The sequence below is a fragment of the Desulfosarcina sp. BuS5 genome, assembly GCF_028752835.1.
GTDB lineage: Bacteria > Desulfobacterota > Desulfobacteria > Desulfobacterales > BuS5 > BuS5.
Map to the genome: position 1 here is coordinate 3,736,630 of NZ_CP087952.1, position 12,701 is coordinate 3,749,330.

Annotated in this window: 13 protein-coding genes and 1 pseudogene; 7 read left to right on the top strand and 7 right to left on the bottom strand. The window is 40.4% G+C overall.

From position 1 onward, the window contains the following. Positions 1–496 precede the first annotated feature (496 nt). Entirely contained in the window at positions 497–1,216 is a 720-nt protein-coding gene (locus BuS5_RS18065; protein ID WP_027352831.1) for a GAF and ANTAR domain-containing protein, read from the bottom strand. Positions 1,217–1,433: 217 nt separating this feature from the next. Between BuS5_RS18065 and BuS5_RS20595 the strand changes: the two are divergent. Further along, positions 1,434–1,553 (top strand): annotated as a pseudogene (locus tag BuS5_RS20595) (hypothetical protein); the annotation flags it as partial. A gap of 215 nt (positions 1,554–1,768) precedes the next feature. On the opposite strand, the gene BuS5_RS18075 reads toward BuS5_RS20595, so the two are convergent. The 3 genes from BuS5_RS18075 to BuS5_RS18085 all read right to left on the bottom strand — a co-directional run bounded on the left by BuS5_RS18075 (position 1,769) and on the right by BuS5_RS18085 (position 5,502). Next, on the bottom strand, positions 1,769–3,457 hold the full coding sequence (locus BuS5_RS18075) for an electron transfer flavoprotein-ubiquinone oxidoreductase (RefSeq protein ID WP_027352832.1): 1,689 nt from the start codon (positions 3,455–3,457) through the stop codon (positions 1,769–1,771). Between the two features lie 269 nt (positions 3,458–3,726). After that, complete coding sequence (locus tag BuS5_RS18080; protein WP_027352833.1) at positions 3,727–4,698, bottom strand: electron transfer flavoprotein subunit alpha/FixB family protein; 972 nt, start codon at positions 4,696–4,698, stop codon at positions 3,727–3,729. A gap of 15 nt (positions 4,699–4,713) precedes the next feature. Continuing rightward, a complete protein-coding gene (locus BuS5_RS18085) occupies positions 4,714–5,502 on the bottom strand; it encodes an electron transfer flavoprotein subunit beta/FixA family protein (protein WP_027352834.1) in 789 nt (262 codons plus the stop codon). 842 nt (positions 5,503–6,344) lie between these two features. On the opposite strand from BuS5_RS18085, the gene dtd reads away from it, so the two are divergent. The 4 genes from dtd to BuS5_RS18105 are packed head-to-tail and all read left to right on the top strand — an operon-like array spanning position 6,345 to position 9,825. After that, a complete protein-coding gene (gene dtd / locus BuS5_RS18090) occupies positions 6,345–6,839 on the top strand; it encodes a D-aminoacyl-tRNA deacylase (RefSeq protein WP_051374536.1) in 495 nt (164 codons plus the stop codon). Next, positions 6,811–7,203 carry a response regulator gene (locus tag BuS5_RS18095; protein ID WP_027352835.1) on the top strand — a complete coding sequence of 131 codons (393 nt, stop codon included), beginning with the start codon at positions 6,811–6,813 and terminating at the stop codon, positions 7,201–7,203. The genes dtd and BuS5_RS18095 overlap by 29 nt, the downstream gene beginning before the upstream one ends. Before the next feature lie 28 nt (positions 7,204–7,231). Next, positions 7,232–8,494 (top strand): glycosyltransferase family 4 protein, encoded by a 1,263-nt coding sequence (locus tag BuS5_RS18100; RefSeq protein WP_027352836.1) that lies wholly within the window; start codon positions 7,232–7,234, stop codon positions 8,492–8,494. 8 nt (positions 8,495–8,502) lie between these two features. Then, a complete protein-coding gene (locus BuS5_RS18105; RefSeq protein ID WP_027352837.1) occupies positions 8,503–9,825 on the top strand; it encodes an ATP-dependent 6-phosphofructokinase in 1,323 nt (440 codons plus the stop codon). On the opposite strand, the gene BuS5_RS18110 is transcribed toward BuS5_RS18105, so the two are convergent. The 3 genes from BuS5_RS18110 to BuS5_RS18120 all read right to left on the bottom strand — a co-directional run bounded on the left by BuS5_RS18110 (position 9,822) and on the right by BuS5_RS18120 (position 11,602). Next, entirely contained in the window at positions 9,822–10,574 is a 753-nt protein-coding gene (locus BuS5_RS18110; RefSeq protein ID WP_027352838.1) for an RNA methyltransferase, read from the bottom strand. The genes BuS5_RS18105 and BuS5_RS18110 overlap by 4 nt on opposite strands. Continuing rightward, complete coding sequence (gene ndk, locus BuS5_RS18115; RefSeq protein ID WP_027352839.1) at positions 10,571–10,996, bottom strand: nucleoside-diphosphate kinase; 426 nt, start codon at positions 10,994–10,996, stop codon at positions 10,571–10,573. Before ndk ends, BuS5_RS18110 begins: the two co-directional genes overlap by 4 nt. A gap of 144 nt (positions 10,997–11,140) precedes the next feature. Beyond that, positions 11,141–11,602 carry a polyhydroxyalkanoate synthesis regulator DNA-binding domain-containing protein gene (locus BuS5_RS18120; RefSeq protein WP_027352840.1) on the bottom strand — a complete coding sequence of 154 codons (462 nt, stop codon included), beginning with the start codon at positions 11,600–11,602 and terminating at the stop codon, positions 11,141–11,143. A 407-nt stretch (positions 11,603–12,009) separates the two neighbouring features. On the opposite strand from BuS5_RS18120, the gene BuS5_RS18125 reads away from it, so the two are divergent. Together BuS5_RS18125 and BuS5_RS18130 are read left to right on the top strand one after the other, a co-directional pair. Further along, the gene (locus BuS5_RS18125) at positions 12,010–12,285 is read left to right on the top strand and encodes a hypothetical protein (protein ID WP_051374537.1); all 276 of its coding nucleotides are present in this window, start codon (positions 12,010–12,012) and stop codon (positions 12,283–12,285) included. Between the two features lie 21 nt (positions 12,286–12,306). Beyond that, positions 12,307–12,570, top strand: coding sequence for a hypothetical protein (locus BuS5_RS18130; protein ID WP_027352842.1), 264 nt, complete (start codon positions 12,307–12,309; stop codon positions 12,568–12,570). Positions 12,571–12,701 lie beyond the last annotated feature (131 nt).

Consider the following 12,701-nt stretch of genomic DNA (forward strand, 5'->3'; position numbering starts at 1 on the left):
CAAAAAAAAGCGCCTATTCCCATTGAAGGGAAACAAGACGCCTTTGTCTTTTTTATATAACTGCGTTTACAATTTCACTTAACTATTCAACACATCTACACGCCATTGTGCAAATTAAACATTAGCTAAGACAAAACTTTTATATATAAAGGGTATTGCAAAGTAAAAAAACTTTTATAATAAAATCAATTAGTTAACCCAGAAAAACCCCATTTTTCCATTATGGCGTAACTACTTGTTTTAACTACCGATAATAACAATCTTTGCAACACCCTTATATAGTTAAAATAAAAATTTTGTCAAGCTTTTTATTGCAAAGCGGGAAATCCTTCTGCGTCCCTTGGAACGTAAAAATAGTTTACACTTATTTTTTAACCTGCTCCAATTCTGATAGTCTCGTAAAAAGTTGAAAAATCAATTTGCCTTTACAATATATTAGGCATAGTAGAGGCTAATAACACTATATGTTGCAGCCAAAATAAAAAGTTGGGACTTTTTACGAGTTCATCAATTCTGCGGAAAGAAGAATTGCCTCAGCTACTTGCCGCATGGATTTACGCGAGTCCATGCTATGCCTTTGCAACCAACGGTATGCTTCGTCTCCTTTTATTTTTCGTTTGTGCATAAGAATATCTTTGGCTCGTTCCACAAGCTTGCGTGTCTCCAACTCTTCCTGAATCACCTTGGTCTTTACCATCAGTTCCGTATTCATAATCGCAATAGCTGCCTGATTCGCCACTGCAGTAATTAAATTGATCTCTGCCTGACTAAATTTATGGGTTTCAACTGTAAAGCAATTGAGCACCCCAATGACCTTATCCTCTTTGACTTCCAACGGGATGCTAAGCATGGAAACCAGTCCTAATTTTCTAGCCATCTCTTTTTCTTTAAACCGTGGCTCTTTTAGGACATCCGGAACAACAAGGGGCTGATTGTGGGTCGCAACAAAGCCAACAACACCTTCTACTTGATTAAGAGAGCGATTTTTCACATATTCCGGTTCAATGGCTTGAGTCGCCTTGAGATGTATTTTTTTGGGATACACGCTTTTATCCACAAGCCACAGAGAACAGATTTCAAAACCAGTAACTTTAGCAGTAACCATCACAATTAATTTGAGAATATCTTCCAGATACTTGTCGGAAGTTATTGCACGGCTGATGTCCGTGATAGCCTTAATATATTTATCGTATGTATCCGGTTTTATTTTTTCCATTTTAAAACACTAAAAAGACACAAAAAAATAATTGTTCCAATTATAGTTCGTCGCACATGATTTGATACTTTTTTATCTTTATTAATAATAAGATGGTATCAATTCACTTGCTACGAGCCATAGATAATATGAAAATAGCATACATTAGCATTGATTACCACATGGAAACTGTTTCAGCGGCTGTAATAATCGAAAATAAAAAAGATTTTTTTGGTACTGGGGCGGGAGTCTGAGTCGTCCTGAAGCTACAGGATACGGATGTGTATATTTTGTAGCGGAAATGCTGGCTACAAAAAACACCAGCATGACAGGAAAAATCTGCCTTGTTTCTGGATCAAGGGTTGGTATAATATAATATGGGGTATCCATTTGGCTCAACTTAACTTGGACTAACTTGTTGTAATTAAAAGGGTTTTGTCTTATTTTTAAAAATTAAACAGAAATCACAAAATATCACAAGTTATCAAATAGTTAAACGTTATTTGGTTGAGTTAAGTGGATATCCCAGATAATAAAAAAGGAAGGCAATTATCATTGCCTTCCTTTTTTATTTTACACTATCGAATAACCGGGTCCTCCTCCACCTTCCGGGCATGTCCATGTAATATTTTTAAAAGGATCTTTAATCTCACATGTTTTGCAATGAAGACAATTGGAGGGGTTAAGTTTTAGTTGTATTTTATTGGAAGTCTCGTCTTTTTTTATTTCATAAACTTCTCCGGGGCAGAAGCGGGTGCAGGGACTTCTATATAGTTGATAACACTGGGTGGAACATATATCGAGGTCATGAATTATAAGATGGCAGGGCTGATCTTCCTCGTGCTGGGTTCCTGAGAGATATACTCCGGTCAACTTGTCAATATGGAGTTTCCCGTCAACCTCCTCTTTGGTTCTGTTGTCGATCATCTCAGCCTGTTTTGAAGTCAGCTTCTTAAGGGTTGAGCTGTCTGGTTCAATTTTCAACGGGTCTTTAATTCCCCTGCCGCCGGTAACATATTGAGCGCCAAGGTGTATAGCCATGGGAATTATTTTTTTAGCCATGGCCTGGGTAAAATTACGGGCTTCATAAAGCTCATCCCTGATCCAGCTCTCCTCAAAGCTTGCATCGTATGATGCCAGGGTATTGCGGGTAAAATCGTTTTTCTCCACAGCGCTGATGATTGCCTCCGCGGCCAGCATGCCGGATTTCATAGCAGTATGAACACCCTTTAATCTCTGGATGTTCAGCATGGAAGCGGAGTCGCCCACAAAAAGGGCGCCATCAACTGAGAGTTGGGGTATGGTGTAGAGGCCGCCGGCGGAAAGAGTTTTAGCTCCCTGCTGCAATACTTTTCCATCTTTGATTATATCCGCAATAAGCGGATGTTTCTTATACTGCAGGAAGGCTTCATACGGTTCCAAAGCCGGATCTTCATAGTCAAGGCCAATAACCAGGCCAAGGGAAATCATATTATCCTTCATTTTATAGAGAAAGCTTCCGCCTTTGGTGTTTAAACCAAGAGGATAGCCAAAAGAATGCACAACAGTGGTATCGGAAGCCATAAAAGGGCTATCTTCCGGAAGCTCAATCACCTCTTTAATGGCTGTCTCGAAAACCTGGGGCATCTTTCCGTTAAAAATCCCCATTTTTTGCCCGACATTTCTTATCAGGCTCCCCTTAGGGCCTTCACCAAGAACGGTGGCCTTTGCAATCAGGTCAATGCCCTGCTCAAAGTTCGGTTTATGTTTTCCGTCCTTGTTAACACCATTGTCGCCTGTGGCTACACCTAAAACGCGGGTATGACCTGGATCGTATAACACCTCTGTTCCGGGAAATCCGGGAAAGATATTAACACCCATACCTTCCGCAATTTCTCCCAGCCAGGCAGTAAATTTTGAAAGGCTGATTATAAAATATCCCTCATTATTCATACCCTCATTATTCATATATTTAGGCATAAAGGGCATACAGAAACTGCTCGTCGGAGTAAGATAGTAGAAGCTGTCTTTGCACTCGGCAGATTCTATCGGACATCCTTTTTCAATATAATCAGGCATCAGTTCTTTTAATGCCACAGGATCCAGAATAGCGCCGCTAAGGGAGTGGGAGCCGATGGTAGAACCTTTTTCAATAATACAAACCTCAAGTTCCAGCCCTTTTTTCCGGGCCATGTTCATAAGATGAATAGCGCCGGCCAGGTTGGCAGGGCCGCCGCCAACAAAAAGGACGTCAAACTCCATCCTGTCTCTTGAATCAGTCATAATCTTAATTTTTATCCCTGTTAAACCGGAAGTGGCGGATCAATAACTCAGCACCCCGATGTAATAATAATTTTAATTATCAGAATTATAACTATCTGATAGGTAAAAAAATGATTAGCAATCAATTTTTTTTGGTGGATTCGCTTCGCTTAATCCACCCTACAAACTACCAACTTTTATATAAAAATTGTAGGGTGGATTAAGGAGCGTAGCGACGAATCCACCAAAGTTAACAATATCAAACAGTTATTCAGTTTGTAAATTTCTGATTATAGATTTTTAGATAATTTTTTTACTTCTTCAGTTATCGCTGGAACTACCTCGACAAGATCTCCAACTATCCCTATATCTGATTCGGAAAAAATCGGAGCTTCAGAATCCTTGTTGATTGCCACAATATTTTTGGATGTGGACATACCGGCCACATGCTGGATGGCGCCTGAGATTCCGCAAGCTATGTAGAGGCTCGGAGATACTATTTTGCCGGTCTGTCCAACCTGGTCACTGTGCGGACGCCAGCCTTCGTCAACGGCAAACCTGGAAGCACCGACAGCGCCGCCCAGAGCAGAGGCAAGATCTTCAATTGCGGTAAAATCACCACTTGTTCCATGTCCGCCGGAAATAATAATGTCAGCTTCGGTTAATTCGATTTTATCACCTTCTTCAATAAGTTTTTCAACAACCGATGTTTTAACCTCACCAACCCGGACATCAACCTTGTCCACTGTTACGGCTTTTTCTGATTCTTCAATCGTCATAACATTCGGTCTGATAGCTGCTATTTTAGGGGTTCCCTCTATTTCTATATCAGCCAGTATTTTGCCACCGTACATGGGGCGGGTAAAGACCAGTTTGTCGCCATCCTGTTTAATGTTGATACATTCCATAACAAGACCGGCATCGAGTCTGGCGGCCAGCCTGGCGGCAAGATCCTTGCCGTGGATCGATGCTCCCAGGATAATCAATGCGGGATCTTTGGATTCTATTATATTGGCTGAAACATTAGTATATGCATCTGTATTATAATCTGCCAGGGCAGAATCATCGGCTGCCAGAATACTATCTGCGCCGTATTTTCTAAGTGCTCCTGCAATATTTTCAATGCCGGAACCTAGAACTACAGCCGTCAGGTCAGTATTCATACTATCTGCAAGGCGTCTCCCCTCGCTTACAGCATCGAAGGCTACCTTTCGGAAAGCTCCGTTACGTTGTTCAGCTAAAACTAATATTCCTTGTGCCATATTAATCTCCTTGTATTATATGATCTTTAAATCATCATGAAGCATTTTAACAAGCGTTGCTGCCTGATCCGATGCGGAATCGCCGGCTATCATTGTTACACCGCTTCTTTCAGGCGGAAGGTTCAGGGCAATAATTTTGACCTTGCGATTTGATTCGCCCACAGCGCCGGGATCAACGTCAAGATCTGCAAGAGTTTTAGTCTCCATCGGTTTCTTTTTGGCTTTCATTATACCGGGGAGAGTTGCATATCTTGGCTCATTAAGTCCACGTTGAGTGGTTAAAAGAACCGGCAAGGCAGCCTCAACTACTTCGGTTGCGCCTTCTACGACTCGGTGGCATTTTATTTTTCCGTCGGAGATTTCTTCCTTTACCACTTGTGAAATCTGGGGAATACTTAAATATTCGGCTACTGCTGCTCCTACTTGAAAATTGTCCTGATCGACAGCGCGCTGGCCTGCAATAATAAGATCATAAGGTATGTCCTTGAGCGCCGCCGCAAGAATCTTTGCAGTGGCCAGTGAATCACTCCCCTCGGCTTGCGGGTCATCAATATGAACCGCTTTATCGGCTCCCATTGCCAGAGCTGTTTGTATTGTTTTTACTGACTTTTTTGGTCCCATCGACAGGATTGTAACGGAACCGCTTTGGGCATCCCTGATTTGCAGAGCCTCTTCCACCGCCAGCTCATCATAAGGGTTCATGACCCATTTAATAGTATCGGTTTTGATGGAAACACCATCCCCTGCGATCTGGATAAGCGATTCGGTATCCGGTACCTGTTTGACAAGAACAAGAATATCCATATTACATTCCTTTCTTATAATCTATAGTTTTTTACAACGTATTTTCATTATGAAGTTATTTTAAAAAAAACTATAATATACATATATTTAAGTCTGTTTGTCAAGTAATCACATCGGAGTTTTAGGGGGCAGAATAATTTACAAAATTTTTAAACAGGTAGAGGATGAAAAAAGTTTTTTAGATTCCATTGAGTCCTGGCTTAGAAATGCTATGGGTGTTTGAGCCTGATGCAGGGATTGACTAAAAAGACTGTTTTCGTCGGGCGTTATTTGTGTGAGCATTCATAAAATAATGCGGTTTTATTAGTATAACCCTGATAAGTGGACCGTGAGCTCCGCTGCGCTACGCACACGGTCCACTTATCGCGGCTCAACAGCCGCGATGGGCATAAAAAACTAAAGTATTTAATAAGAATGCCGATACTAATATGGATCCCATAGTAGGTCGGCTGAAGGTTGTGACCGATAATGCAGTGAAATTATTTATAATCGACATTTCGCACCTAAACAATATGTTTTTTGAATTAACAATACTATATATTGTGTCTTGGTTTAAGGTTTATATCAATATATAGATATGTTAAACATTAGCACTTTTTTGTTAGAAAAGTTCATTAATTAGTTTGTACTTTATATAGTGAAATTATCAGTCAACATCACAATATATTGTGCTTTTAAAGGTGCGGAATGTAAGTTATAAGGAATTCAATTATTTCTCAAGCATATGGTTAAAACTTCTCAAAACAGTTGACTGATTATACGATTTTACAGTATAAAATTAAAGTTTTAAGTGACGAAGCTTTGATTTTTGGAATTATTTTCAGCGTTATGAATATTTTGTTATGCGTGCAGTGATTCAAAGGGTAAAAGAGAGTGCTGTAAAGGTGAAGGGTGAATTTGTTGCCCGGATCGGAAAGGGGCTTTTAGTTCTTCTTGGCGTAGCGAAAAGTGATGTGGAGTCTGATGCTGATTATCTGGCGGAGAAGATTGTTAATTTGAGAATCTTTGAAGATGAAAAAGACAAGATGAACAGGTCACTGATAGAAACAAGCGGCAGTATGCTGGTTGTTTCACAGTTTACTCTTCTGGGCGATTGCAAAAAAGGACGGCGACCATCGTTTATCAATGCTGCCGGACCGGAAAGGGCTAATACTCTTTATGAATATTTTGTTGAGCATGTCAGTCGAAAAGGTGTTAAGGTCAAAACCGGCCGTTTCGGGGCTATGATGGATGTCCATCTAATAAACGATGGGCCTGTGACCTTGACCATTGATAGTAAAATCAATGCTATCGAAAGAGGTGTAATATATGGAAGAAAAAAAGATCCTGTTTATTGACGATGATAAAGCACAAAGGGGGATCATTAATGATATAATCAAAAAACTTGGATATACGGTTGAGACTGTCGGTAGCTCTGAAGAAGCAATACGAGTACTGGCTAAGAATAAATATCCACTTATCATAACTGATTTAAAGATGCCCGGAATAGACGGAATGGAGTTGTGTAAACGTATAAGGGAGATAGGTTCCGAATCTGTAATTTATGCATTGTCAGGGCATGTTGCCGAATTTGATCCTGAACTGTTTGAAGAGATCGGGTTTGACGGTCATCTATGCAAACCTGTAAATATCAAGGTGCTCAAACTGGCGATAGAGGGCGCTTTTGAACAGCTGTGCAGCAGCATGCGCGAGGCGGAGTAAATTTATTGTTGTGAAGAAGGGGCGGGTCATGGGAAATGAAACAAAGATAAAAAATGTCGGGTTTATTTCTGTTCGGCTGGCGGGCACGGACGGCGTGTCTCTTGAAGCTGCGAAATGGGCGGATGTTTTTGAAAAAGAAGGCTTGACCTGTTATTATTTTGCCGGCGAGATTGATCGCCCCGCAGAGAGATCCTATTTACTCGATGAGGCTCACTTTAACCATCCGGATATCAGGGATATTTTTACCAACTGTTTCGGAACAAGCATAAGGGGACGTTTTCTAACACAGAAAATCCAGAGGCTTAAAAGTTTAATAAAAGATCATCTTTACAAGTTTATTGAGAAATTCGATATAGATATCCTGGTTCCGCAAAATGCACTCACCATACCGTTGAATGTTCCACTCGGTCTGGCCGTCACAGAGCTGATTGCAGAAATAGGAATACACACCATAGCGCATCACCATGATTTTTTCTGGGAGCGAACGCGGTTTTTAACAAGCGCAATTCAGGATTATTTGAATATGGCATTCCCTCCACCCTTGCCTTCTATAAAGCATGTTGTGATAAACTCATCTGCAGATAAGCAATTAGGCCTTAGGATGGGCATATCATCAACTATTATACCCAATGTAATGGATTTTGAAACCCCCCCCCCGCCTGTTGATGATTATGCTTCTGATGTCAGGCATGCCCTCGGGATTGAACCTGATGAGCTTTTTATTCTCCAGCCCACAAGGGTGGTGGAGAGAAAAGGTATAGAACATGCCGTAGAGCTGGTACACAGGCTGAATATAAAAGCCAAATTGGTTATTTCCCATGCTTCCGGTGATGAAGGGCATGAGTATGAAGTCAGGATCAGGGAATATTCAAATATGCTGGGTGTTAATACGCTTTTTGTTTCAGACATTATTAATGAACAAAGAGGACGCACCGCATCGGGTAAAAAAATTTACACTCTGGATGATATCTACCCCCATGCTGATCTTATTACATACCCATCAAATTTTGAAGGTTTCGGTAACGCTTTTCTTGAGGCTATATACTTTAAAAAACCGATTGTAGTAAATAATTATTCAATCTACGCTTCGGATATTAAACCAAGGGGGTTTTCAGTAGTTGAGATAGACGGATTCGTAACCGACGACTCTATCAAACAAACCAGGAATATTCTAAATGATAAAGAACTCACCAGGAAAATGGTGGAACATAATTATAAAATTGCTACACGTTATTTTTCCTACTCTGTTTTGCAGGGTAAGCTTAAGCATTTACTATCCGAATATATGTGAGGTGTAAAATGTTTGATGATTCACTGGATACAACTATACAGATCCTCGGCGAGGCAAAAATTGAATCTCCAATTCTTAAATCCGCGGATATAAAAGCGGATATGAATTTTATATCCGACGATGAAAAAATTGTAATCGATGTATTCCGGAATAATCTAAGCCGGATGATACTGGAAGGGAAGGAACCGCCTTCATTTGAAATAGCCGGCCAGAGAGAAAAGATTTATTTTGACCCGAGTAAACTCAAGTGCGCCATCGTAACCTGCGGGGGACTGTGCCCCGGTCTGAACGATGTAATCCGTTCAATAGTTCTGGGATTGTTTTACAGGTATGGAGTAAAAAATATTTATGGTATAAAGTACGGTCTCCAGGGTTTTATACCGGAATACGGGCACGATGTAATTGAACTGAATCCTGACTTTGTATCCAATATTCTTGATATGGGCGGTTCTATACTCGGTTCGTCACGGGGGCCGCAGGATATTGGTGCGATTGTTGATTGTCTTGAGAGGATGAATATAGGCATCCTGTTTACCATTGGCGGTGACGGAACTCTTGTTGCCGCCTCCAGGATTACAGATGAAATATCCGACAGGGGTCTCAAGATCGGCGTTATAGGAGTTCCCAAGACAATTGATAATGATATGCATCTGATATCAAAAACTTTCGGTTTTGATACGGCGGTAGATGTTGCAACCATGGCTATCAGAAGCGCGCATAATGAAGCTGCAAGCTATCCCAACGGAATAGGGCTGATCAAACTTATGGGCCGTCATTCCGGTTTTATTGCGGGTACTGCAACTCTGGCACAGCAGGATGTTAATTTTGCCCTGGTTCCGGAAGTCGATTTTGATATTGAGGGTCCGAATGGTCTTTTGCATTCTCTTGAGGAGCGGTTGAGAGCGAGAAAACATGCCGTGATTGTTGTGGCTGAGGGGGCCGGGCAAAAATATTTTGAGAATATAGAGGACGAACATGATGAGTCCGGTAATGTCAGATTAAAAGATATAGGCCTGTTTTTAAAAGATAAAATTTCTTCATATTTTGCGTCAAAAAATATGGAAATTGCGCTAAAATATATTGATCCAAGCTATATGATAAGGAGCCTTCCGGCTAACCCGAACGACAGTGTATTCTGCGGTTTTTTGGGGCACGGAGCAGTTCACGCCGGCATGGCGGGAAAAACCAGGCTTATTCTAAGCTATTGGAATGCGCATCTTGTGCATGTGCCTATGAGTCTCTCCATGGGAAAGCGGAAACAGATTATTCCCCATGGGAAATTATGGCGCACGGTTCTGGAATCGACAGGCCAGGGCACTTTAAAGAACTAGTATTTTTTCCTTTTTCCGTACCATTCTATTTGCCTGCATATTCCCCGGATAATGCTGACTTCCCCGGCGCGGAGTGGAAGACGGTTAAAAAAATAACGGAGCTTGTTCATCCAGTAGTCGGGATTTTCAGTATTGATATAGCTGATTTTTATTAAAATATCTTTAAGATGAGCATACATGCCTTCCAGTTCATGCCTGTTGGCAAACCGGGGAGTAAAATCTTTCTTTTCCACGCAGGCGTAAGTAAAAATTTCATAGCAGATAATCATCACTGCCTGGGCCAGGTTAAGGGAAGAGAAGTCTGACGTTGGTATATTGACCAGTAAATGGCAGTTCCTTATATCCTCGTTCGATAGACCTCTGTCTTCGGGGCCGAAAAGGATCGCTATGAGGTTATCTGCGGAAATAGGTGCAAGCTTTTCCGCCAGCATAGAAGGAGAATTGATCATTCGTCGCTGGCCTCCAAGACGTGCTGTTGTCCCCGCAACATAAGTAAAATCGGCTAGAGCTCGGCTTAATGTTTGATGGATTTCTATATTTTCAATAATATCGGATGCGGTATGTGTGGCAAGTTTGCGGACTTTGTCAATGTCGTAATTTTCAGGATCCACAACAAGCAGCCGCTTGATGCCCATGTTGCAGAGCGCCCGGGCAGCGGCCCCGATATTTTCCGGATAGCGGGGCTTATGCAGAACTATGGCAATGTTGTTCAGGTTGATGCTGTTTAGATTTTTTTGGCCGGAATTCATCCGTTTATTTCAAAGCTGTTAAAAAAATAACCAATTTCAAAAGCAGCTGATTCGAGTGAATCTGATCCATGCACAACATTTTTTTCAATATCTGTTGCAAAATCTTTTCTTATAGTCCCTTCCGCAGCTTCTTTGTAATTTGTAGCGCCCATCAGTTTCCTGTATTTTGCGATTACATCTTCACCCTCCAGAACCATAACCACAGCCGGTCCCGATGACATGAAATCTGTAAGGCTGTTAAAAAATGGACGTTTTTTATGGACGGCATAAAAACCCTGGGCCTCTTTTATGCTCATATGTATCATCTTCATGGCAATAATGTTGATACTATTTTCTTCAAGGCGCTTTACAACCTGGCCGATCAATTTCCGGGAAACTCCGTCCGGCTTGATGATTGATAGTGATTGTTCTTTTTTGTTCATATAAACCTCCGTAAATTAATAATTCACGCTGAATACCAAATAGAAACGATCAAGTCAACGTGGCTTTGATTTTGTGTGAGAGTAATTGCATGTGTGATTTGCTTGGAATGGCACAGGTTTAAAGTTGCTGGTTTTACTTGTAAGTTATGACTTTTTTTTTTGTTTATCCTGGCTGGACGAAATATCAAGAAATGATTTTAAAGACGATAGGCCTGTCATTGACCGTTGAGTAATATCTGTTATGTCGACTCCTAAAGTAAACCATTTTTTAAACTGATTATCAAAACTTGCCTTATAATTTAAGAAAGTTTGAATAGCCTGCTGCAAGTATACCTCAAAAAATTCAACCAGCAGATTGTCTCCATACTTAATAAACAGATAAAGAAGGGGAACAGGCAATAAGGTATTGTTTTTTTTAGCCTCTTCCATTACAATCTGGGTGAGAACATAAGCAGTGACATCCTCTTTTGTTTTGGCATCAACGACTTTTATGTCCCGGCCTTTTTTAACCATAACGGCGACTTGCTCCAGGGTGACATATTTGCTCTCTTCCGTGTTGTACAGCCGTCTGTTTGCATATTTTTTTAAAAACACTGTTTCATTCATTATGTTATTTCCGCGATATCATGGTTGTGAGGATTTTATGTTATGCCGCAAAAAAAAATATTATATATTAATTCCCAAATTTTTAGATAATATAATAATAGCTTGAAAACAAGAGAAAATTTAAAAAATATAATTAAATATTATTAAATATAAAACAGCAAAAAGAATTGTGCGGCGCAACATTTTTTTTCTTGACAATCCAGGTGAATGATTTATTATGGAAATATGGAAATAAATTTGCAGGAGTAATATACTTCGGACGGTTATAAATTGCGTTTTTTCGGTGAACAATGAACAACAAGAGCAACGCAGATATTGATGTTCATGGCCATTAAAAAATTGTGAAATATGGCCTTTTTAGGTATAATTTTGGCTAAATAATAATCAAGGAAAAGGGAGGAAAAACCATGATGGAAGTTGCGGATATGGCAAAACAGATGATTGATTATCAAAAATCTACTTTTAACAATGTTTTTAATGCCATGAATATGCTACAAGAACAGTCTGAAAAAATGACAATGGCGTTTTTAGAACAGAGCCCTGCTATTCCTAAGACGGGGAAAAAGTCTGTTCAGGAATGGAGCCAGGCGGTTAAAAAAGGGCGTGAAGATTTTAAAAAAGTCCTTGATGACAACTTTAGCAAAATGGAAACTCTTTTTTCAGATGCAGGCCCAAAAGCATAAAATTTACTTGGAGGGATAAGAATGGATCAGTCAATTTTCATTAAACAGTTTATAGACTTTAACAAGACTACTTTTAACAACATGCTCAATGCCATCGATTTGTTCCAGCAGCAGTCGGAGGGGATGACAGCCTCGTTACTGGACCAGGCGCCCTGGGTTCCTGATGAAGGGAAAAAGGCTATTAAAGACTGGATTAATTCAGTTAAAAAAGGTCGTGAAGATTTTAAAAAAATCGTTGATGACAACTTTAGCAAAGTTGAAGATTTTTTGAAGGGGTCAGATTAGGTAGTTTTACTCAGAAACAGACATTTATTTGGTAACGTCTATCTATTCCCATTAATCCTGTTTTATTGTTGTTCCTGCAAAAAGCTCCCGCACTTCGCTCTGCGGATGAGGGAGCTTTTTATGGGTTGGTC